This is a genomic window from Streptomyces sp. NPDC051738, assembly GCF_044453205.1.
Lineage (GTDB): Bacteria > Actinomycetota > Actinomycetes > Streptomycetales > Streptomycetaceae > Streptomyces.
Map to the genome: position 1 here is coordinate 653879 of NZ_JBITCM010000001.1, position 22173 is coordinate 676051.

Genomic DNA, 22173 nt, shown 5'->3' on the forward strand with positions numbered 1-22173 from the left:
GCTCAGGGGGTGGCGAGGGCGTGCTTGCCCTGAAGGTCCTCGGAATCATACGTTCCGGGCTTACCGGACAGCTTGAGCGTGAAGGCGGAGTAGAACGTCCTGCCCTTCACGGTCTTGGGGTCGGAGAGGGTGATGGTCCCCTTCAACGGCTTGTCCAGGCAGGCCGGCAGGCACCAGGTACCGCCGACCTCGCCGGTGCCGTAGGCCTTCTTCGCGCCCCACTGCTTCCACTTCACGTTGTTGATGTGGGTGAACTCGGACAGCACGAGGTTGGCGGGGCGGCGCTCGGGGTGGCCGGTGTCGGCGTACTCCTCGCCGTACAGGTTGAGGACGTAGGGGGCCGCGACGGTGCGGCCGGGCTTTCCGTCGGCGCTCGACGTGTCCGCCGCCTGCGTGGTGACGAACGCCCCGAGCAGGGCGGCGGAGATGCCGGCCGCCAGGGCGGCCTTCTTGCGGGAGAGCTTGGGGGTCTGGGTGGACGCGGTGCGGTTCATGGCTGCTGGCTCCGGGCTTCGTTGGTACCGATGTGTTGTTCATCGGCCGGTGCTCAGAAGCCATGAGGGGTACGTCGTAGACGGCGGGTGGCGCCGCATGGCGCACCGTGGCGCCACTTGGCGCCAGGTGATGCCATACGGCGCCACCTCGCGCCACCCAGAGCCACCCGCCGCCATTCCCCGGGGGTTGCACGTGGCGCCAATGTGGTGCCATGATGGCGTCATGGACCTCACCCCGTATGTCGACACCCTCCGCCGCGAACTCGCGGTGGCCGCCGAAGCCGGTGGCGACGAAGCCCGCGAGCTGGCCGAGAGGCTCACCGCTCCCCTGGAGTCGGCGACCCGGCTGACCATGCTCAACGTGCTGTCCGCCGCGATGGACGAGATCACACGCGAACTCGCCCCCGGCTCGGTCGACGTACGGCTGCGCGGGCTCGACCCCGACTTCGTGGTGACACCACCGCCGCGCGACGGTGGCACCACCGTGGAGCCGGCCGCGCCCGCCGAACCGCTCAGGGCCCCGGCCCCGGCCCCGGCCGAGGGCGACGAGGGCGGCACCGCCCGCGTCAACCTGCGTCTGCCCGCCCATCTCAAGGCGCGCGCCGAGGAGGCCGCGAGCCGCGAGGGCCTGTCGGTCAACGCGTGGCTCGTGCGGGCCGTGTCGGCGGCGGTCGACGGTGGCACGCGAGCGCGGGCGACGGAGCGGGCCCAGACCGTCGGACAGAGCTTCACGGGCTGGGTGCGCTAGCCGCGCCCCGCCCGCATCGATTGACCCGCACCACTTCACCCGCACCACTTCACCCACACCACGTCCCACCTGCGGGGACGACCCAAGGACTCAAGAGGACGGGACAGCCATGCCTTCTTTCGACACTCCCGAAGCGATCTCGGTCACCGCGCGAGTGGAGGCCGGTTCCATCCAGTTCATCGCGGGCGACCGCCTCGACACCCTCGTGGAGGTGCGGCCCCGCGACCCGAAGAGGGACCCGGACGCGCGGGCGGCCGACCAGACCGAGGTCACATACGTGAGCGGCGTACTGACCGTCAGGACCCCCAAAGCCAATCTGTTCGGCCTCGGCCGCACCGGCGCCGTCGACGTGACCGTCGAACTGCCCGCGGGCTCGCACGTCGACATGACCGGCGCCTGGGCCCAGGTGCTCGGAGAGGGCCGGCTCGGCGAGGTCCGTGTGAAGACCTCGGTCGGCGACACCCGCCTCGACACGACCGGCCCGGTGAACCTGACCGCGTCGCACGGCTCGATCACCGTCGACCGGGTCGAGGGCACGGCCGAGATCACCAGCAGCAGCGGCAACGTGCGCGTCGGCACGATCGACGGCCCCGCCGTTTTGAAGAACTCGCACGGCACCACGACCGTCGGCACCGTGACCGGCGAGCTGCGGCTGAGCGGCGCCAACGGCGGCATCGACATCGCGCGGGCCGAGGCGTCGGTCACCGGCACCGCGACCAACGGCTACCTGCGCGTCGCCGAAGTCGCCAGCGGCGAAGTCCAGTTGGAGACCTCCAATGGCGTCATCGAGATCGGCATCCGCGAGGGCACCGCCGCCTGGCTCGACGTCAGCTCCAACCGCGGCCAGGTGCGCAACATGCTCGCCGAGTCCGAGGCGCCGGAGCAGACCGAGGACACCGTCAAGGTCCGTGCGCGGACCAACTGGGGCAACATCGACATCCGCCGCGCCAAGGCCTGACCCCGCGGTCACGGTCCTCAACTCACCCACCCCACCTGCCACTTCACCACCCTTCGATTGGGAGGGCTCCATGCCTTCATCTGTCATGCCCACGTCCAGCCAGGGCGGCGGTCACGCGTCCCCGGCCGCCGTCTCCACCGTCGGTCTGCGTAAGTCGTACGGCGACAAGACCGTCCTCGACGGCATCGATCTGCGCATCCCGGCAGGGTCTGTCTTCGCTCTGCTCGGGCCGAACGGTGCCGGCAAGACCACCGCCGTGAAGATCCTGTCCACGCTGATCTCGGCCGACGGCGGGCAGGCCCAGGTCGCGGGCCACGACGTCGCCACGTCACCGGACGGGGTGCGCGCCGCGATCGGCGTCACCGGGCAGTTCTCCGCCGTCGACGGGCTGATCACCGGCGAGGAGAACATGCTCCTCATGGCGGACCTGCACCACCTGCCCAAGCGGGAGGGGCGGCGGGTCACCGCCGAGTTGTTGGAGCGCTTCGACCTCGTGGAGGCCGCGAAGAAGCCCGCACAGAGCTACTCCGGCGGTATGAAGCGCCGCCTCGACATCGCCATGACGCTGGTGGGCAGCCCGCGGATCATCTTCCTCGACGAGCCGACCACCGGCCTCGACCCGCGCAGCCGCCACAACATGTGGGGGATCATCCGCGAACTCGTCTCCGACGGCGTCACCGTCTTCCTCACCACGCAGTACCTGGAGGAGGCCGACGAACTCGCCGACCGTATCGCCGTGTTGAACGACGGCAGGATCGCCGCCGAGGGAAGCGCCGACGAGCTGAAGCGGCTGGTCCCCGGCGGGCACGTACGGCTCCGCTTCTCGGACCCGTCCGCGTACCGGTCCGCCGCCGCCGCGCTGCGCGAGGTCACCCGGGACGACGAGGCGCTCGCGCTGCAGATCCCCAGCGACGGCAGCCAGCGCGAACTGCGCTCCATCCTCGACTGGCTCGACGCGGCCGGCATCGAGGCGGACGAGCTGACCGTGCACACACCCGACCTCGACGACGTGTTCTTCGCCCTGACCGGCGACACCGACCGAACCGACAAGAAGGGTGTGGCTGTCCGATGAGCTCCCTGTCCCTCACCGTGCGCGACTCGTCCACGATGCTGCGGCGCAACCTGCTGCATGTGCGCCGCTACCCGTCCCTCACCCTCAACCTGCTGCTCACGCCGGTCATCCTGCTGCTGCTCTTCGTCTACATCTTCGGCGATGTGATGAGCGCCGGCATCGGGGGCGCCGGGGCGGACCGGTCCGAGTACCTCGCGTATCTCTTCCCCGGCATCCTGATGCTGACCATCGGCGGCACCACCATCGGCAGCGCGGTGTCCGTCGCGATGGACATGACCGAGGGCATCATCGCCCGCTTCCGCACGATGGCGATCCACCGCGGGTCGGTGCTCATCGGACACGTCGTCGGCAGCGTGCTGCAGTGCGTGATGAGCGTGGTCCTCGTCGGGGCCGTCGCCGTGGCCATCGGGTTCCGGGCCAAGGACGCCACCGCCCTGGAGTGGCTCCTCGCCGTCGGGCTGCTGGCCCTCGTCTCCCTTGCGCTCACCTGGATCGCGGTCGGGATGGGCCTGTCCAGCCCGAACGCCGAGGCGGCCGGCAACAACGCGATGCCGCTGATGATCCTGCCGTTCCTCTCCAGCGCCTTCGTCCCGGTCGACGCGATGCCGGGCTGGTTCCGGCCGATCGCCGAGTACCAGCCGTTCACCCCGGCCATCGAGACCCTGCGCGGACTGCTGCTGGGCAGCGAGATCGGCCACAACGGATGGCTCGCCGTGGCCTGGTGCCTGGCACTGGCCGCGCTCGGCTACTTCTGGTCCAGGTCACTGTTCGACCGGGACCCGAAGTAGCGGGAACCGGGACCCGAAGGAACACGAGCAGACCCCCGCTGCCGCGTCGGCGCCGTCACCCGGACGGCCCGGCGCGCTGGTGGTCGTACTCCTGTGATGGTGCCTTAAGAACACGCACCCGATCTTGAGCGCACCCTCGACGCCCGCACAGGAGGCTCGCGATGCCCCGTCCCCCGGCCCGCACCGTCATCGCCTCGGCCCTCTCGGGGGCCGCCCTGCTGTCCGCGTCCGCGTGTTCCCTCGGCCGCCTGGACCAGGCGATCAGGGGCGTCCCCGCCGCGGTCTCCCCAGCGGCCTCCGCCACCGCGTCCCCCACCCCCGCGGCGGCCCCCACCCTCACCGAGGCCCAGGCCAGGGCCGCCCTCATCAGCGAGACCGACCTCGGCGAGCCCTGGGTGCCCACCATGGGGTTCGCCACCTGGCGGGACTCCATGCTGAAGGCGAGCGCCGAGTCGGCCGACTGCGGGCGGCTGCTCGACGTCCTGTACTCGGAGGAACTGTTCGGGCCGGACGCCCGTACGCGTGCGTCGGTCGGGCTGGACGACACCTGGGACGGGGCCCAGATGCGCTACCAGGTCGTGGCCCATCGGCCCGAGGACCTGGACCGGACGTTGGCGTGGCTGGGCAGCATGCCGGAGAAGTGCGGGGAGTTCATCGCGACCGCGGGCAGCGGGACGATGACCGTCGAGGTGAGCGAGGCCGACATGCCGGAGGTCGGGGACGCCCGCGTGGGTCTGCGGATCGTCCTCAGCGCGGTGTCCGAGTCCGACGACGCGCCCACGCTCACGCTGCACCTCGCCGCCGTCCGCGTGGGCGACGACGCGGTCACCCTCACCAACGGCGGCCTCGCCGACGTATCGTCCGACGCGACCTGGGCGGCCATCGAACTGGGCACCCGCCGGCTGGCCGAGGCCAGGAAGCGGGGCAAGGCGGACATCTGAGCTAGCCGCACGGCCGGCCGACGCCCAGCGTCAGCCGATACGCAGCGCCGGCCGACGCCCAGCGCTAGCTGATGCGCTCGACCGCCTCCGAGGCCTCCTCGAAGCCCGCCCCGGTGATCTGCCGGTACAGCTTGATCGCCCGGATCTTCTTGCCCTTGCGCACGAGCGCCACGACCTCGGCCATGCGCGGGTCGTCGGCATTCGGGGAGTTGCCCACTTTTTCCACCATGGTCGACGATCCTAGGCGGGGCCGGCGGGAACTGTCAGACAGTCCCTAGTCCCGGTCGAACCGCAAGCGATGGGCCACCACGTCCCCGGCCACGTCCAGAGCCGTACGGCCGTAGGCGAAGGCGTGGGCGCGCAGGCGGGCCAGGGCCTCGTCCGTGCCCACGCCCAGCTGGGCCATGATCATGCCGGTGGCCTGGTAGACCTGATCGTGGTCGGTGGCGAGGCCGCTCAGCCAGAGTTCGTCGTCCGGGCCGCCCGCGTCCTCCGCGCGCGACAGCGCCATCAGCGCCACGGTCATCATCCCGGCCATCAGCCGCGCCGTCCGCAGTTCGTGGTCGGTGAGGTCACCGGGGGTGTCGCTGTAGAGGTCGAGCGTGCCCACGCACACCGAGTCGTTGCCGAGCGGCATCGAGTACACCGCCCGTACCCCGGCGGCGGTGGCCTGCTGGGCGAAGACCGGCCAGCGCAGTACGTCCCGCCCGGCCGTCAGATCGCGGGCCAGCACCGCCGCGCCGCTCGCCGCCGCGGACTGGCAGGGACCGTCGCCCAAAGTGGCCTGGATCTCGGTCACATACGCCGCCTGCGCGTTGCTCGCCCCCAGCTGGACCGGCATGCCGTCGGTGTGCAGCGACACGCTCGCGCCGGTCACGGGCAGCAGTCGTACGGCCACATCGCACAGCCGCGCCGGGATATCACCGGGCCCCACGTCGTATACGCCCCCGGCGATCGCGTCCGCGGCACCGGCACAGTCCCGGCCCCGCTCACCTCGATGCTCGTCTCTGGGCCGCACGGCAGCCTCCTCGTTCCGAGCGCGGCCTGCTTGGTCCAACCTGGTCCAAGGCGCCTCGACGGCCACCTCACCGCCCGCCCCGGACGACGCCCGACTACCCGAGGCCCGCCCCGCGAAACCCGTCGGCCGCCCCGGCGACCGCCCGTTCCCGCGCCCTTAACGCCTCTCATACGGGTTCGACGGCTGGGCGATCCGCCGCACCGACGCGGCGTCCAGAACCGGCGGCCAGGCCGCGTCCGTGCCGAGCTTGCCCTTGGGGTGCCAGGTGCCGGTGACGGTGACCCAGGCGTCGACGGGCGGGGCGTCCGCGCCCCGGATCTCGACCTTGCTGGTGGTGGCGTCGGCGGCGCAGCAGGCGACGAGGAGACGGGTGACGTACCAGGTGCCGTCGCCGTCGTCGTCGCGGGTGACGAAGCCGGTCAGCCGGACCGTGCGGCCCGCCAGCGACCGTCCGCTGTCGTAGATCGCCCGGGAGCTGAATTCGGCGAGCGTCAGATCCACCGGGTTCCCGGACGACAGCGCGGGGAAGGCCCCGACCCCTTGCGCCGCCTGCTGCGCGGCCTCGCGTTCGGCGCTGTAGGAGCCGAGGGCGGGCGGCGGGAAGAGCAGGAGCGCGAGGGCGGGGAGGGTGAGGAGCCAGGCGATGCGGGGGCTGTGGCCGTGGTCGTGACCGTGGCTCGCCCCCTCCTCGTCGTGGTCGTGCGCGGGGGCGTGGTCCTCGCCGTCGTACTCCTGCCGTTCGTCCTCCGGCCGCTCCCGCCGCCGTACGACCGCCGCCACCAGCCCCAGCCCGACCAGCACGCAACCGGACACCACCAGATACGGCCGCAGCGCCTGCTGCACATAGCGCAGGTACAGCTCGCCGAAGAGGGAGATGCGCAGGATCGCCGCGCCCGTCAGGAGCAGCAGCACCGCCGGACCGTAGCGCCTCACAGCAGCCACCACCCGACCAGCGCGCTGCTCAGCACGGCCACCACCCAGGTGACGGCGGAGAACCGGACGGCGAAGGACCGTCCGAAGGTCCCCGCCTGCAGGGCGATCAGCTTCAGGTCGACCATCGGGCCGACCACCATGAACGCCAGCCGCGCGGTCGGCGAGAACCCGCTCAGTGAGGCGGCGACGAACGCGTCCGCCTCGCTGCACACGCACAGGACGACCGCCAGCAGCGCCAGGAGCAGCACCGACAGCCAGGGCGAGCCGGTGAAGAGGTCCAGGACCGTGCGGGGTACGGCGATGTTGAAGGTCGCCGCGGCCGCCGCGCCGAGCACGAGGAAGCCGCCCGCGTGCAGGAAGTCGTGCTGGAGCCCGGCGGTGAAGGCGCGCAGGCCGGAGGCGGAGTGGCCGGTGGGCCGTTTCGGCAGCCGCAGCCACTCCTCGCGGCCGAACCGTGCCCACAGCCAGCCCATCACGACGGCCGTGGCGAGCGAGGCGACGAGCCGGCCGAGGACCATCTGCGGCTGCCCGGGGAAGGCGACGGACGTGGCGACGAGGACGACCGGGTTGATGGCGGGGGCGGAGAGGAGGAAGGCGAGGGCGGCGGCCGGGGCGACCCCGCGTCGCATCAGGCTCCCGGCGACGGGCACGGAGGCGCACTCGCAGCCGGGCAGGATGACACCGGCCGCGCCGGCGACGGGTACGGCGAGGGCCTGGTTACGGGGGAGCAGGCGGCTGAAGACCTTCTCCGGTACGAAGGCGCCGATCGCCGCCGAGACGACCGTGCCGAGCAGCAGGAAGGGCACGCCCTGCACCGCGATCGCCGTGAAGACGGTCCACCAGGCGGCGACGGGCGGGGTGTAGAGGTCGAGCGCGAGCATCGGGCCGAGCACCGAGGCGACCGTGGCGATGGCGACGAGCGCGGCGCCACCGAGCACGGCGTACACGAGCGCGCGTACGACGACTCGCAGCCCGTCGGCCACGGTCCGCTGGTTCTCCACGCGCCTGTCCCCACCTGTCCGGATGTCCCGGGACCTGTCCGGATGTCCCGGGGAAGGCTAACCGGTGGGACCTGTGCGCAGCCTTGGGTTCCTCGGAGAGGGAGCTGTGCTTACCGAGGCTTGCAAAAGGTTCACAGAGGTGGCTGTGCGGGTGCGGGGCCGAGGGTGGTGGTGCCGGGGGCCGTGCGGTGGCCCAGGCCCGTCCGGTACGCGTCCAGGGCCGCCTCCACCCGGCCGGTGCGGCGGAGCAGGTCGCCGAGCAGGCGGCACAGGTCGGCGAGGTCGCCGGCCGCGCCCGCGCGTTCCAACAGGCTCAGGGCGCGGACGTAGTGCTCCTCGGCGGTCTCGGTGTCCTGGGCGTCCTCGGCGATGATGCCGAGGAGGCGGTGGGCGGCGGCGGAGTGCAGGGCGCCGCGTTCGGGGCTGAGGTCGCTGAGCACCTCGTGGAGGAGGGCGGCGGCCTCGTCGGACTTGCCGCGCCGGTGCAGTACGTCGGCGAGTTCGACGGCGACCTGGCTGGTGTAGAGGGCGGCGCGCTGGGCGGTGAGCATGGTGCGGGCCTCGCGCAGTTCGGCCTCGGCGCGCTCCAGTTCGCCGTTCTGGGCGTGCACGTAGCCGCGCATCCAGTGGCAGTTGGCGAGTTCGGTACGGATCTGGAGCTGGCGGTACAGCTCGGCGGCCTTGGCGAGGGAGGCGTCGGCCTCGGCGACCCGGCCCTCGGCGAGGAGGGTGCGGGCGACGGAGCGGTGCATCCGGGCGACCAGGGCGGGGTCGGCCGCCTTCGGGGCGAGGGCGAGGGCGTACTCGGCGGCCTGGGCGGCGCGGGCGTGGGCGCCCATGTCCATATAGGGGCCGATGACGCTGGCGTAGAGCAGCAGGAGGGCGTCGGGGTCGTGCAGTCCGCCGCGGTTCAGCTCGTCGAGGGTGGATTCGAGGAGGTAGACGGCGTAGCGGAGTTCTCCGGCGAGGTAGTGGGATACGGCACGTCCGCGCAGCGCCGGGACGCGGGCGGGGAGTGGGGCGTCGGCCTCGGCGAGCAGCTGCTCGGCGCGCTCGAAGTGGCGCCGGGCGGAGGTGAGTTCACCGGCGTCGATCGCGCACTCGCCGAGTCCGAGCAGCGCGACTGCCCGCTCCTCGACGAACCCGTGCGCCTCGGCCTCCGCGAGCAGTGCGGCGTACCGCTCGGCCGCCGTCTCGGCGTCGCCGGTGGCGAGGGCGCGCTGGGCCTCGGTCAGCCTCAGGCGCAGGTCGGTGACGAGGTGCGCGGGGCGTCCGGTGGCGAGTTCCTCGAAGGCGACCCCGAGCCGCTCGGCGATGTGCCGGAGCGCGTCGTCGGAGGCGCGCACGCGGCCGGCCTCCAGGGTGGAGATGTACGCGGGGGTGTACGCCGGCTCCGCCAACTGCCGCTGTGTCAGGCCTCGATCGGCCCGCAGCTGCTGCACTCTGCGCCCGATGGTCCCCGGGTCATCACGGTCCGACATTTCTGGACTCCCCCAACTCGCCCTGTGCCCCTTGCCGTTCGCGCCCGACAGCCTCTAGGTTAAACGGCGGATTAAACGCGATTAACCCAGGGCTGTTGCGAGGTCGCCGTGCAGCAACGCACCAGCACCACAGAGCGCTACACCCGATGCGTCGCCGCTGCGGTGGTCGCCGTGGTGACGTTGATTCTGGCGGCGAACGCGGGGCCGGCGCGGGCGGCGGTCCTTCACGCCCAAGGCACGGAGCGGGCTCAGAACTCGGCGGTGTCCAGCTCGAAACCGAGCGGGGCGGGGAGCGGGACGGCGAGGCCGATCTTGTACTTGGGGTTCTGGGTGTAGTCGTCGCCGGACGGCTCGGAGTAGACGGTGACCTCGCCCTCCTCCCGGTCGATGAGGAGGTAGACGGGGATTCCGGCACGGGCGTAGCCGTGGATCTTCTTGTCGCGGTCGCGGTCGGCGGTACTGGTGGAGGTGACCTCAGCCACCAGGACGACGCCTGTCGGCTCGTGCCACTCCTCCTGGTCGTCGAAACTGCCCTTGGGGGCGATGGCCAGGTCGGGGATGACGTGACCGGTATCGGAGGCGCCGGGGACGTGCAGGCCGATGCCCGTGTAGCGGCCCACACCCTTGTCGTGGTCCCGGACCTGACCGCTCAGCTCCGACACAACCTCTTCGTGCTCCCCGTTGGCCGGTGGCGTCACGTAGATCTCTCCTTCGATCAGCTCCACGCGCCAGCCCCGGGGGGCTGCCGCACCGATGCGCTCGAAGGCCGCCTCTACGCTCGTGTCCGAGTTGTCGGGCACGTCGCTGTCCACGTCGCTGTCGCCGTCAGGGTCGTCGTAAGGCCCATGAATGGCCTCACCCTGATACCCCGGCATGATGATCGGCTCCGCCCCCGCCATGACAGACCTCCTCCGCTCGACGCGACCCTCCCAGGGTAGACGCGGAGCCTGCACAGCGAATGCGGAGCCGTTCACTCGAACGAGCGTGCTGTTACGTTTCCCCTAAATCAGCACTTCCACGTGGCCCAGTACCACTTGCCCTTCAACGTGCCGTCCGAATGCGTCACGGGCGTGTTGATCTGGACTCCCGTCGATCCCTGGCCCGGGTAGTACCAGAAGTAGTGGCCCTGCTTGCGCTTGCCGTAGTGGACCTCGATCCAGCCCTGGGAGTGACGCTCGTACGGTGCGAACCAGTATCCGCCCGCCATGCCGGGCGGGATGGTGCCCTTGAGCGTGGTGCCGGCGCTGACCGTCCTGCCCACCTCCCACTTCTCGGTCTGCGACACGCTGGCGGACATGCCCGCTTCCAGCTTGTCCGAGAAGCCGGCGTTGACCCCCACCGTCGTCTCCTGCTGGAAGGAGTACGACGTGCTGCGGTCGATCCGCCAGGTGAGGTCGAAGCCCTGGTCCCTGCTGCCCGCGCAGTTGTACACGGGGTTGCCGACCTCGCGCCGCTTGCCGAGCTCGGTCCACGCGTTGACCTCGTGGTACTGGCACGAGTCGGCGTTGTCGTTGTTGCAGTCCCAGATCACGTCGGGCTTGTCGTCGCCCCAGCCGGGGCTGGTGTTGGCGCTGGCCGTCCCCGTGGAGAGGGGGATCATCGCCAGGGCCAGGGCCGGTGTCAGGACGGCCAGTCGGCGGCGGCCGGTCTTCCGGATTTTCATGGGGGGTTCTCCCGTCGGATTGCCTTGCCCGTTGGTCGGTCGCGCCACTGCCCCGGCCGAGGGGGGATTCGGACCGGGGCAGCGACAGGTCGATCGTCACGGGCCGGGAGTTGATCGGCCAGCCTCTTCAGCACGTCAATCAATCGCCCCTGACCAGGCGGATCAATGCCGGACGGGTCAGTCCCCGCACACCTTGCGGTACGGAACGTCGCGGACGTATCTCTGCCACTGCGCCCGCGTCAGCCCGTTGCCTCCCGTCCGGGCGCACACCGTCCCGACCGCCTTCGACGGGTCGATCGTGTAGCGCTGGAGGGGCACGTGCGCGCTTCCCGCGTACACCGTGCCGCTGTCCGCGCCGAACGCCACCGTGTCGATCGGCTCACCCGGTGTCGTGAGGGGGCGGCCGAGCGGTTGCTGGGTGGCGACGTCCCACAGTTGCAGGCTCCCCGCCTCGCCGCCCACCGCCAGCGTGCTGCCGTCAGGGCTGAGGGCGAGGGCGATGACGGCCTCGGAGGTGTCGCCTTCGATCGGGCCGATCGAGTCGATCACAGCGGCCGGGCCCTCCGGGAGCGTGGGGAAGACGTTCGGCAGAGCCCCCTCCCGCTCCCGGACCGTTCCGTCCCACAGCGTCACCCGGCCCGTCTGGTCCCCCGCCGCGAGCCGCGAACCGTCCGGAGCGAAGGCGAGGGCGCCGATCTCGCCGCCCTGGACCAGGTCGCGTCCGGTGGCCCTGCCGCCCGGCAGGCTCGCAGTGCGGTTGTCGCCGACCAGGAGCCCGCCGTCGGGACGGACGGCCAGGTGGTGGCTGGACAGGCCCGTGAGGACCGCCGTCCGGCGGTGGCCCTCGATGTCCCAGGTCTCGTTGCTGAGCTCGCCGACCGCCGTTGTGCGGGTGAGGTGGAGCGTGCGGGCGTCCGGGCCCAGAGCGATCGCGATGACCGCCCCGGCCGACGTCTTCGTCGCCAGATCCAGCGTCGTGCGGGCCCGGCCCTCGGTGACGTCCCAGATCGCCAGGCGCTGCGGGGACGCCTCGTAGCCGGTCGCGGAGACGGCGTACGCGAGCGTCTTGCCGTCGGGGGCGAAGGCCAGCAGAGGCAAGGTGTTCTCCGGGAGTACCTGCCGGGAGGCGTCGCGCGATACGGGGGGCGGCGTGGGCGGCAGTGTCTTGAGCAGTCTTCCGTCGCCGGTGTCGCGCAGCTCGAAGCGGTAGGTGTCGCCGGTGCGTCGCGCGGTGGCGAAGGTACGGCCGTCCGGGCCGATCAGCACCTTGTCCAGCGGCTGGTCCTGCCAGGCGGACGTCACGGCCGTCGCGACGGCCAGGGAGTGGACGGTGCCGCCCTCCAGATAGCGCAGCACCGGGCGTGCGGGGTCCCACTCCAGACCGTCGTACAGGAGCTGGTTGTTGAGGGAGTGGCGGAACACGGGGGCGTCGAAGCCCAGCCGCCACACCCTGATCTCCTCCCCGTCGGCGGTCGCCAGGAACTTCCCGTCCTTGCTGAAGGCGGCGTACTTCACTCCGGTGTCGGCGAGGTCGGCCAGCTGCTCCCCCGACCGGACGTCCCAGACCCGCACCCCGCTCGCGCTCACCGCGGCGAGCTTCCCCCAGCCTTCGGCCGGGGGGACCCCCATCTCGCTTCGCTCGCCGCCGCCGAGCACCAGCTGCACGCGCTCCTGGCCGCAGATGTCGCCCACGCGTTCCCAGCGCCCGGGCACGGTGCGCCCGGCCGTCAGGTCCCGTACCTGCACCGGGCCGACCGAGGTGGGGCAGAACGCGAGCAGCCGGCCGTCCGCACTCGGTGCCGGCGCCAGCGTGGTGTCCGCCTCCGTCTCGAGCAGCGGCTTCCCGTCCGCGGCCGAACGTACCTGCACCCTGTCGTTGTCCGTACTGCTCAGGACGTATGTGCGCTCGGCGAAGTCCCCGGAGGCCGAGCCCGGCAGCGGCTCATCGAACCAGCGTCCGGCGGCCGTGTCCCACAGCCGTACCCCGTCGTCCCCGTGGATTGCCAGCAGCCGCCCGTCCGGACTCGCCCCGACCGCACTGCCGCCCTTCGGCAGCCGCCCCGAGGCGATCCGCCGGTGCCGTACGACGTCCCAGGTCCGCCAGGTGTGTCCCTCGACGCTGAGCAGCGTACGGCCGGAGTCCGTCAGGTAGCGGGAGGGGCCGTCCCCGGGTGCCGGGTCGCTGAAGGTGTCCAGTTCCTGCTGGCCGAGCGAGCCCAGCAGCGCCCGCCGGGTCTCCGGCAGCTCGGCCACGCGCCAGGCGGCGACGCCCAGCAGTTGCGCGGTGCGCGGGTCGGTCGTGCGCTGGGCGTCCGCGACGGCGGCGATACGGCGGGCCTCGTCGTCGGTGCGGCGGCGCTCGTTGTCCCGGCTCTGCGTCCAGGCGGTGAGAGAAGCGACCAGCGCCACCGCGAGGACCGCCGCCAGTACGCCCATCCCGGCCCGCGCCCGGCGCGTGGAGCGGACGGCGGCCAGGCGCTCGGCCTCGAGGGCAGCCAGCGCGGCGCAGAGGAACTCGCGTTCCGGCACGGTCAGGGAGCGGTCGTCCTCGTGGTCGGGGAACAGCTCCGCCACCCGGTCCAGGCGGGTGCCCCGGTACAGGGCGCCGGGGTCGCGCTCGTGCTCCAGCCAGACCCGGGCGGCCTCCGTCAGACGGCGGTGGTGGCGCAGCCGCTCCCGGTCCTCCTCGATCCAGCCGCGCAGCCGCGGCCAGCTGGTGATCAACGCCTCGTGGGCGAGCTGGACGGCGTCCTCGTCGACGGTCAGGAGGCGGGCGCGGGCCAGCCGCTCCACCACCACCGGCACGTCGGGGCACCCCCACACCTCCCGCTCGGCCCGGTTCAGCGGGCGCCGGGTGTCGGGGGTGCCCTGGCCGGGCTCGACCATCCGCAGCAGCAGACACCGGGCGGCCGCCGCCTGGAGTGCGGTCAGCTGCCCGTACGCCTCCTCGGCGCTCGCCGCGATGGCGCCGCGCACCCCGCCGACCGCCTGGTACGCGGCCAGGGTGAGCACCCGGCCCTTGCGCCGACGCCAGGTCTCCAGCAGGGAGTGCGAGAGCATCGGCAGCCCGCCGGGCTCGTCGAGGACCTCCTCCACGATCCGCGCGGTCAGCTCCCGCTCCACCAGGAGCCCGGCCTCCTGCGCCGGCTTGACGACCGCCTCGCGCAGCTCGTCCGCCGTCATGGGACCGACCAGCAGTCCGGCGCCGCACAGCGTGTCCGCCAGGCCACGGTGCTCGCCGCAGCGGGGGTAGAAGTCGGCCCGTACGGCGATGACCACCCGCAGCCGGCTGCCGGGGTCCCTTGCGGTGAGCAGCAGGTCGATGAACCGGGCCCGCTCTGCCCGGTCCCGGCACAGGGTGAAGACCTCCTCGAACTGGTCCACCACCACCCAGCTCTCCGGCTCGTCCGGCGCCGGGGCCAGCAGATGGGCGTACGTGGCGGCGGGCCGATCGCCGGGCGTCAGCACCCGCAGCACCGCCGGGCGACCCCGGTCCGCGATCTCCTCCTGGAGCCGGGGTATCAGTCCGGCCCGCAGCAGGGAGGACTTCCCGCTGCCCGAGGCGCCGAACACCGCGGCGAACCGGTGCCCGCACACCAGCTGGAGCAGGTCCTCCGTCAGGCGGTCCCGGCCGAAGAACAGACCCTGGTCGGAAGGCTCGAACCGGGCGAGGCCCCGGTACGGCGGCGGCCCGGCGTCCTCGTCGTCCTCGCGGACCTCCCCCGCCACCTCCGCCTCGGCGTCCTTCCACCGCGGCTCCCACTCGTCCGGGTCGCCGCCGCAGGCCCGTACATAGCCCTGGACGACGGCGAGCGACGGCAGCCGCTCACCGGCCGCGGCCTGTGACAGCGTTGTCGGCGAGAAGCCCGCCGTCTCGGCCATCGCCCGGTACGAGGGGCTCCCCGCGGTCCTGCGCAGCTCCCGCAACTCGTGCGCGAGCCGCGGCACGGGACCGGCGGTCGGGTCCAGCGGTCTTTCCGGGCGCCCCATGCGCACCTCCCTGTAGTCGGCGGACAGCCGGCGAAATAGCCGACGAAAGCGGCATCGAGCGCGACGAACGTACAAGCCGCCCGGTGACGCCCAGGTTGCCTGCGAGTGACATACAGGCGATGCGACATGTGATGTCAATCAATCCCCTTCCTCCTGCGAGATTGATTGACCTGCCAAAAGGGACGTGGCAATCAACGTTCCGGTTGCGAGCGTCGGTGGGGCAAGGCCGGACTCCGGCACTCCGAACACCTGGAGGACAGCGCATGCCCCACACAGACGAGATGACGGCGGCGCCACGGCAACGCACCCGCAGGGTCACCATCGGCTCGGTCGTCGCCACCCTGGTGCTGTCGATCTTCGCCACCCTGCTCGGGCCGCTCGGCGTGCTGTCGAGCGCGCAGGCCGCCGACGGCCACATCACGTGGAAGATCGGGGACAGCGACCCGAACAGCCCGACGAGCTACGTCCAGGTCGTCAGGGCGATCCGCAACGCGGTCGACAGCGGCAACCAGTCCGCGGTGCCGGGCGCCGGATACCAGGTCATGCACACGGACACGGCCGCGAGGCAGACGTATGTCGACATCGACGTCGAGGACGCGTACAGCGACGCCTACGTACGAGTGCGGATGCGCGCCTCGGACCTGTACCTGATGGGCTGGTGGGCGAACGACGGCCGGTATCACTACGCCGACGAAGGCCAGGCCTCGACCAGCAACAGCGTGAAGGCGCCCTTCAAGGAGAACTACATCGACCTGGAGCAGAAAGCCGGGACCACGCGCTACGACGTGACGTACAACGAGTCGAACCTGAGCAACACGGTGCACTCGCTCCTGAAGGCGGGCGACACGCGGGACCAGGCGCGAGCGTTCCTGATGTTGGCCCAGGCCCTCGCGGAGGGGTCCCGCTTCCGCCCGATCGCCGACTTCTTCCGCCTCGCCTCGGCTCCGAACGTGCAGGAGTCCCGCCTGCCCTCGCAGTACGTGGACATGGAGAACAACTGGGGCACGTTGAGCGAGCGCTTCAACCGGATGATGCGCGACCAGCAGAGCGAGCCGAGCTCGACCGCCCTGTGGATCTGGTCGTTCGTCAAGTCGAAGGGCGAATGGGTCAAGATCTACCTGAACGACCCGAAGACGTTCGCCGCCTACTGCCTGCTGATCGCCCTCGGCAAGTTCAGGGGCTGAGGCGCAGGCCGCGAAGCGGCTGCCGCCGGTAGGACACCCCCCTGTCCTACCGGCGGCGCCCTACGTGGCCCACGAAGGCGACGTACGCCTCCGGCGAGAGTGTGAGGGTGCCGACCTCGGGGTTCTTGGAGTCGCGGACGGCGATGTGGGGGGTGAGGTGGGCGACCTCGACGCATTCGCCGCCCGTGTTTCCGCTGTAACTGGACTTACGCCACTGGGCGTTGGCCAGCTCCGGTGTCTTGCCCATAACGCTCCTCCAGTACGCCCTTGATCAGTTCCGCCGAATCCTCCACGGAGAGGGCGGCTCCCTGCAAGCCAGCGTAACGAAGGGCGGCCTCACGGATGGTGTCCGGGTTGGCCGTCATGTGGCCGGAGATCAGGTCCTCGGTGTAGACGACGTCCGGATCGTCGTCGAAGCGGAGCAGAGTGAATGACCCCGCCAGGCTCACGTGTTCACCCACCCCGAAAGGCAGCACCTGCAGGCGGACCCAGCGCTCGTCCTGGAGGTCCAACAGGTGCTGGAGTTGCTTCCGCATGACCTCCGGGCCACCGATCGGTCGGTGCAGCACCGCCTCGTCCAGCACCACCAACGTCAGGGGCGGATGCTCCCGCCTGAGGATGCGCTGACGTTCCATGCGGGCGGCGACCAGTTCGTCGAGCTTGTCCGGCCGCCCCGTGGCCAGCACGGCACGGGCGTACTCCTCCGTCTGCAGCAGCCCGTACACCAGCTGGCACTGATACGTGGAGATGTACGTCGCCTTCGCTTCCATGTCCGCGAATGGCTGAAACCACGTAGGCAGTTGGCTTCGCAACACCAGCCCGACGAGCCGCGAGAAACACCCGTCCGTCAGCAGCGCCGCATCCGCCCGCTCGGCGAACTCCCTGGTCGGCACCTTGTGGGCGGTCTCGATCTGGCCCACCAGGGAGCCGGTGCAGAAGATGCAGTCGCCCAGCTCCTGCTGGGACATCCCCGCCGACTCCCGGTACCGGCGGAGCTCGGAGCCGAAGTAGTCCAGCGGCGAGGCGGTGGGGTCGAGTTTGCGGATGTTGGGCATACAGCGGTCACCCCCAGGTCAGAACGCGGCGCGGCGTTCATTTCGGTCTGTAGCCGAGCGTAATCACATGACTCCACGCTGATGGCATGAATCGCGTAACTGCCTCTCACGAGGAAGGACTTGGCGCCCGGTACGGCACCGCCTTCACCCTCGGTGAGCACTCCGCCCGGCACCTGCGCCGCATCCTCCGCCTGTACCTCACGGCCTGGGGGATGGACGACCTGTTCGACCGCGCCTCCCTCGCGCTCACCGAGCTGATCGCCAACGTCGTACGCCACTGTCCCGACCGGCGTGCGACGGTGCTCATCCTGCGGCTGCCGCAGGATCGGGGACTGCGCGTCGAGGTCACCGACACGAGCCCGTGCCCGCCGTTGTCCACAGCTGTGGACGAACTCGCCGAGGGCGGGCGCGGAGGGGTGATCGTCGAGGCCGTCACGGATCGGTGGGGATGGGTCCCCTTGGCCGGCCGGCCCGGCAAGACCGTCTGGTTCGAGTGCGACGCCAAGGCCGCCGGGCAACGCGAGGTGAACGGCGAACGGCGCGAGAGGGACGGGCGTTGACGCCGCGAGGAACATCCCCCCGAAACGCCGAGGACGATTGATCGCCCTGATCAGAACATGCCTCCGATCAACGCCCCGGGCTCCAGTCTCGGTCTCGTCCCGCCGGACTCCCGGCAGAACGAACCACCACTGGAGCACCCGCATGTCGCAGACAGCCAAGCCCCGCCGACGGTCCCGCCTCACCAAGGCCGCCCTCGTCCTGGGCAGCGCCGCCGCCCTGACCGTCGGTCTGACGGGCAGCGCCAACGCCGCCGTCCTGAACCCGCTGCCGTGGAACGCGAGCACCTTCCAGAACAAGTACATGCCGTTGTTCGACTACGACGGCGACGGCTGCTTCCCCGCGGCGGCGGTGGACGCGGGCGGACAGCTCAACGGCGGCCTCAACAACAGCGGCTCGATCACCGGCGGCTGCCGGGACGGCCACCTCGGCAGAGCCAACACGTACTCGCAGTCCCGGTGCGCGAACGGCTGGTGCGCCTACGTCTACGCGCTCTACTTCGAGAAGGACCAGACGCTCAACGGCGCCGACGCCTTCGGGCACCGCCACGACTGGGAGTCCGTCGTGGTCTTCCAGAAGCAGGGCGAGGAGCGCCCGCGTTACCTGGCCGCCTCCCGGCACGGCGGCTACAGCACCCACCCGATCAACGAGGTGCCGATGGACGGCAACCGCGTCAAGATCGTCTACCACAAGGACGGTGCGAGCACGCACGCCTTCCGCTTCGCCGGGTGGGGCGAGGACACGGAGGCCTGGGGTCCGGGCAACAAGTGGGACACCCCGGCCCTGGTCACCATGGAGAACATGGACAAGACGCCGCGCGACGCCCTGTGGAACTCCCAGTGGGGCAGGGCCAACTTCCCGCTGACCAACAACCTCGTCAGCAACATCAACAAGGCCCGGCCCGCCGAGGTCCCCGCGTTCTGACGTGTCGCCCGGCACCGAGCCGCCCCCGGTGGGGACACTCCCCCCTGTCCCGCCGGGGGCTCCCCCTTGTTCTCACCCCCTCTTACGGACCGCTGTTCTCACCCCCCTCTTACGGACCGCTTCACCCGGCTGTCAGTGCCATGACCTAGCCTTCGATCACTTACGGCGAGACGCGTGCCCACTTCTGCCGCGTCCGTCCTCACTTCTTTTTCGTTCCGGGGGGTTCGAAAAGCCGTGCACAGACGCACACTCCCGGCCGCGACGGCACTCGCGGTCCTCTTCAGCTCGGTCGCCCTGGTCGCGACCGGCGCCGGGTCGGCGGCCGCCGACTCCAGCACGACCCTGTCCCTGAAGTCGACAGGCGACCTCGTGGTCGACGGGGTCCACCAGCGGGTCTTCATCAGCGACCCGACCGCCGGCCAGGTCGTCGTCACCGACTACACGGGCAAGCTCGTCGGCACCGTCGGCGCCCTGCCCGGCGTCCACGGCCTGGAGCTGTCGCCCGACTCGGGCACCCTGTACGCGGCCGTGGCGGACGCCGACGCGGTCGTCGCCATCGACACGGCCACCGCGACGGAGGCCCACCGCTACCCGACGGGCACGGCCGGCCCCGAGTACGTCGCCCTCACCGGCGGCAAGCTCTGGTTCAGCTACGGCTCCGGCGGCGACGGCAACATCGGCTCGCTCGACATCAGCGGCACCGACCCCGTCGTCACCCTGGGCCAGGACACCGGCCGTACCTTCTACGACGCCCCGATCCTGGACGCCTCCGCGGGCGCGCCGGGCACGCTGGTCGCGGGCGCGCCGGGCCAGAGCCCGGTGGTCCTCGCCGTGTACGACGTCGCCTCGGGCACCGCGAGCCGTACCGCGTACGCCTTCGACCCGGGCAACACGGGCGGCGGCAACCTCGCCGACCTGGCGGTCACGCCGGACGGCAAGGACGTGATCACGGCCAGCGGAGCCCCGTACTACCAGGCGCTCTACAAGCTCTCCGACCTGTCCTCGGACGGCAGTTACGTCACCAACACCTACCCGAACGCGGTGGACATCGCCCCGAACGGCGACGTCGCGGCGGGCACCAGCTCCTGGTACGACCCGGACGTGCACGTCTTCAAGCAGGGCGTCTCGACGCCGGTGAAGCAGTACGACTTCCCCAACACGGGCACCAGCAGCGGCTCGGACACCCTCGCGGCCAGGGGCCTGGCGTGGGCGCCGGACGAGAGCAGACTGTTCGCGATCTCGAAGAACGACAGCGACGCGTACTCACTACGCATCTTCGACGCCCCGACGAAGGCGCCCACGACCCTCACGGCGAGCGCCCCCGCGACGGCGCCCCGGGCCAAGCCGCTGACGGTGACCGGCTCGCTGACCTCGTCGGCGCCCTTCCCGTCCGGCACCACGGTCTCGGTCACCCGCACCGACGACGAGTCCCCGAGCGGCAAGGCCCTCGGCACGGCGACGGTCGCCGCGGACGGCTCGTACTCCTTCACGGACACGCCGCCGGCCGGCGAAAAGGTGACGTACACGGTCACGTACGCGGGCAACGCGGACCACGCACCTGCGACGACCTCTCGCGCGGTGACGGTCACCAAGACAGCGACCACGCTGACCCTGAACAACAACCTCAAGGTGTACGGCTACAACAGCACCGTCGCCTTCACCGCGCACCTCGGCACGACGTACAAGAACCGCACGGTGGAGATCTGGGCGGACCCGTACGGCGCCGACAAGCCGGCCGTGCTGGTGCGCAAGGGGACGGTCGACGCGAACGGCAACCTCACCGCGAGCGTCCGCCTGAGCCGGGACACCAAGGTCAGCGCGAAGTTCACGGGCGACACGCGGTACGCGGCAAGGACGACGACGAACACCGTCTACACCAAGGTGGCGATCTCGACCTCGCTGAGCGGCGCCTACAAGACGGCCACGGCCTGGAACGCGAAGTACGCGTACTTCCACCAGTCCAAGGACCCGGTCCACAACACGACGATGACGATGTACCCGGGCCGCAAGTACCAGTTCCAGATCCAGCAGTTCTACAGCGGGGCCTGGCACACGACGGCCAGCGAGTACTTCGCCCTGGACCGCTACGGCAAGGACTCCGTCCAACTGGACGACACCCCGCCCACGGGCGTCCGCTTCCGGATCCGTTCCTCCTACATCGACACGAAGTCCGGGGACAACGTCAACGCGACGACGTACGGCGGGTGGAGGTACTTCACGTTCACGAAGTGAGGTGAGGTGAGGTGAGGTGAGGTGACACGGCAGGACGGCGCCGGGAACTCAGCTCTGCGTGTGCAACTGCCGCAGCTGCTGGAGGACGTTCTCCAGAGCGCCCTGCCGCCGTCCCGGCACTCGGCCCCGCAGCTCCACGAGCACGGGGCCGAGTTCGCGCGCGGGCGCGGCGTCCTTGATCTGCCCCCACTGATGATGGGCCCGGTCGACGGCGGCCTCCACCGCGGGCGCGTCGGCAGCCTGCCCGGCAGACAGCCGAGCCGACGCAACCGTCAGCCACGTACGGCAACTACGCACCGGATCCCCCACCAACATCGCCAGATCCGCCCGCACCTCGATCCAGTGCAACGCATCCTCGGACGCGGGCCCATGAGCACGAAGCGCAACCTGCTCATGGTGAGCGGCCAACGCTTCAGCCTCCCCGTGCCGACCGGCTTCTATGGCGGCGGCGATGGTGGTGTGGGGGTCGTTGGGGGTGGGGGGCTGGGCGGAGGGCGGTGTCGGGGGATGGGTGGGGGCCGGGGGGTGGATGACGGCCTGGGGCGGGGGCTGGATGGCCGCCCGGGGATGGACATCGGCCTGGGCCGGAGGCTGGATGAGGCTCTGTGTCGGAGGCTCGACGAGGGCCTGCGTCGAGGGCTGTGTGGGACGCTGCGCCACGCCTGACACCGGGCTTTGGGCGGGGCTGTGCGCAGGCATCGGCGGAGCACTTGGCGTGGGGTTCTGCGCGGGGTTCTCCGAGGGGCGTTGCGGCAGAACCTCGGCGGGGAGTGGCGCCGACCTCTGCGGGGCCTCGTGCGGCAGGATCTGCGCGGGGCTCTGCCCCGGGGTCTGCACGGGGCTCTCCGACTGGCGCCGCGACGCAACCTCCGCCGGGCCCTGCCCCGGCAACTGCACGGGACTCTCCGAAGGTGCTTGCGACAGCGCCTCATTGAGGGCCTGCCCCGGGAGCTGCGCCGCCTCGTCCAGGGCCTCATCCGGCAAAGCCCGCACAGGACTCTGCCCCGGCACCTCCACAGAACCCTCCGGAAGTTGCTGCGACGCAACCTCCGCCGGGCCCTGCCCCGGCAACTGCACGGGACTCTCCGAAGGTGCTTGCGACAGCGCCTCATTGAGGGCCTGCCCCGGGAGCT

At 71.2% G+C, this 22173-nt stretch carries 21 protein-coding genes; 9 read left to right on the forward strand and 12 right to left on the reverse strand.

The window, feature by feature from the left end:
* Nucleotides 1-2: 2 nt before the first annotated feature.
* Entirely contained in the window at nucleotides 3-494 is a 492-nt protein-coding gene (locus ACIA8X_RS02960) for a hypothetical protein (protein ID WP_399457655.1), read from the reverse strand.
* 223 nt (nucleotides 495-717) lie between these two features.
* On the opposite strand from ACIA8X_RS02960, the gene ACIA8X_RS02965 reads away from it, so the two are divergent.
* The 5 genes from ACIA8X_RS02965 (at nucleotide 718) to ACIA8X_RS02985 (ending at nucleotide 5001) form a co-directional block, all read left to right on the forward strand.
* Nucleotides 718-1242 (forward strand): toxin-antitoxin system HicB family antitoxin, encoded by a 525-nt coding sequence (locus ACIA8X_RS02965; RefSeq protein ID WP_399457656.1) that lies wholly within the window; start codon nucleotides 718-720, stop codon nucleotides 1240-1242.
* Between the two features lie 109 nt (nucleotides 1243-1351).
* A complete protein-coding gene (locus ACIA8X_RS02970; protein ID WP_399457657.1) occupies nucleotides 1352-2200 on the forward strand; it encodes a DUF4097 family beta strand repeat-containing protein in 849 nt (282 codons plus the stop codon).
* Between the two features lie 85 nt (nucleotides 2201-2285).
* On the forward strand, nucleotides 2286-3272 hold the full coding sequence (locus tag ACIA8X_RS02975) for an ATP-binding cassette domain-containing protein (protein ID WP_399457766.1): 987 nt from the start codon (nucleotides 2286-2288) through the stop codon (nucleotides 3270-3272).
* Nucleotides 3269-4060, forward strand: coding sequence for an ABC transporter permease (locus ACIA8X_RS02980; protein ID WP_393454251.1), 792 nt, complete (start codon nucleotides 3269-3271; stop codon nucleotides 4058-4060). The genes ACIA8X_RS02975 and ACIA8X_RS02980 overlap by 4 nt, the downstream gene beginning before the upstream one ends.
* Nucleotides 4061-4221: 161 nt before the next feature.
* Entirely contained in the window at nucleotides 4222-5001 is a 780-nt protein-coding gene (locus tag ACIA8X_RS02985; RefSeq protein WP_399457658.1) for a hypothetical protein, read from the forward strand.
* Nucleotides 5002-5065: 64 nt separating this feature from the next.
* On the opposite strand, the gene ACIA8X_RS02990 is transcribed toward ACIA8X_RS02985, so the two are convergent.
* From ACIA8X_RS02990 to ACIA8X_RS03025, 8 genes are all read right to left on the reverse strand, one after another.
* Nucleotides 5066-5230 (reverse strand): hypothetical protein, encoded by a 165-nt coding sequence (locus tag ACIA8X_RS02990; RefSeq protein WP_393454246.1) that lies wholly within the window; start codon nucleotides 5228-5230, stop codon nucleotides 5066-5068.
* 45 nt (nucleotides 5231-5275) lie between these two features.
* Nucleotides 5276-6019, reverse strand: coding sequence for a GAF and ANTAR domain-containing protein (locus tag ACIA8X_RS02995; RefSeq protein ID WP_399457659.1), 744 nt, complete (start codon nucleotides 6017-6019; stop codon nucleotides 5276-5278).
* A gap of 156 nt (nucleotides 6020-6175) precedes the next feature.
* The gene (locus ACIA8X_RS03000) at nucleotides 6176-6952 is read right to left on the reverse strand and encodes a TIGR03943 family putative permease subunit (protein WP_393454240.1); all 777 of its coding nucleotides are present in this window, start codon (nucleotides 6950-6952) and stop codon (nucleotides 6176-6178) included.
* On the reverse strand, nucleotides 6949-7953 hold the full coding sequence (locus tag ACIA8X_RS03005; protein ID WP_393454237.1) for a permease: 1005 nt from the start codon (nucleotides 7951-7953) through the stop codon (nucleotides 6949-6951). Before ACIA8X_RS03005 ends, ACIA8X_RS03000 begins: the two co-directional genes overlap by 4 nt.
* A gap of 131 nt (nucleotides 7954-8084) precedes the next feature.
* On the reverse strand, nucleotides 8085-9434 hold the full coding sequence (locus ACIA8X_RS03010) for a tetratricopeptide repeat protein (protein WP_393454234.1): 1350 nt from the start codon (nucleotides 9432-9434) through the stop codon (nucleotides 8085-8087).
* A gap of 248 nt (nucleotides 9435-9682) precedes the next feature.
* Nucleotides 9683-10333: a Uma2 family endonuclease gene (locus ACIA8X_RS03015; protein ID WP_399457660.1), complete on the reverse strand. Its 651-nt coding sequence runs from the start codon at nucleotides 10331-10333 to the stop codon at nucleotides 9683-9685.
* A 107-nt stretch (nucleotides 10334-10440) separates the two neighbouring features.
* A complete protein-coding gene (locus ACIA8X_RS03020; protein WP_393454228.1) occupies nucleotides 10441-11097 on the reverse strand; it encodes a hypothetical protein in 657 nt (218 codons plus the stop codon).
* Nucleotides 11098-11274: 177 nt separating this feature from the next.
* A complete protein-coding gene (locus ACIA8X_RS03025; RefSeq protein WP_399457661.1) occupies nucleotides 11275-15087 on the reverse strand; it encodes a hypothetical protein in 3813 nt (1270 codons plus the stop codon).
* A 263-nt stretch (nucleotides 15088-15350) separates the two neighbouring features.
* Here ACIA8X_RS03025 and ACIA8X_RS03030 point away from each other — a divergent pair, with 263 nt between their 5' ends.
* Nucleotides 15351-16271: a ribosome-inactivating family protein gene (locus tag ACIA8X_RS03030; protein ID WP_399457662.1), complete on the forward strand. Its 921-nt coding sequence runs from the start codon at nucleotides 15351-15353 to the stop codon at nucleotides 16269-16271.
* Nucleotides 16272-16317: 46 nt separating this feature from the next.
* On the opposite strand, the gene ACIA8X_RS03035 is transcribed toward ACIA8X_RS03030, so the two are convergent.
* Nucleotides 16318-16518 (reverse strand): DUF397 domain-containing protein, encoded by a 201-nt coding sequence (locus ACIA8X_RS03035; protein WP_399457663.1) that lies wholly within the window; start codon nucleotides 16516-16518, stop codon nucleotides 16318-16320.
* The gene (locus ACIA8X_RS03040; protein WP_399457664.1) at nucleotides 16478-17326 is read right to left on the reverse strand and encodes a Scr1 family TA system antitoxin-like transcriptional regulator; all 849 of its coding nucleotides are present in this window, start codon (nucleotides 17324-17326) and stop codon (nucleotides 16478-16480) included. The genes ACIA8X_RS03035 and ACIA8X_RS03040 overlap by 41 nt, the downstream gene beginning before the upstream one ends.
* Before the next feature lie 86 nt (nucleotides 17327-17412).
* On the opposite strand from ACIA8X_RS03040, the gene ACIA8X_RS03045 reads away from it, so the two are divergent.
* From ACIA8X_RS03045 to ACIA8X_RS03055, 3 genes are all read left to right on the forward strand, one after another.
* Nucleotides 17413-17886: an ATP-binding protein gene (locus tag ACIA8X_RS03045; protein WP_399457666.1), complete on the forward strand. Its 474-nt coding sequence runs from the start codon at nucleotides 17413-17415 to the stop codon at nucleotides 17884-17886.
* A 142-nt stretch (nucleotides 17887-18028) separates the two neighbouring features.
* A complete protein-coding gene (locus tag ACIA8X_RS03050; RefSeq protein WP_393454213.1) occupies nucleotides 18029-18808 on the forward strand; it encodes an NPP1 family protein in 780 nt (259 codons plus the stop codon).
* 234 nt (nucleotides 18809-19042) lie between these two features.
* Nucleotides 19043-21040 carry an Ig-like domain repeat protein gene (locus tag ACIA8X_RS03055; RefSeq protein ID WP_399457667.1) on the forward strand — a complete coding sequence of 666 codons (1998 nt, stop codon included), beginning with the start codon at nucleotides 19043-19045 and terminating at the stop codon, nucleotides 21038-21040.
* Between the two features lie 48 nt (nucleotides 21041-21088).
* Here the strand turns inward: ACIA8X_RS03055 and ACIA8X_RS03060 are convergent, their stop codons facing one another.
* On the reverse strand, nucleotides 21089-21388 hold the full coding sequence (locus ACIA8X_RS03060) for a hypothetical protein (protein ID WP_393454207.1): 300 nt from the start codon (nucleotides 21386-21388) through the stop codon (nucleotides 21089-21091).
* Nucleotides 21389-22173 lie beyond the last annotated feature (785 nt).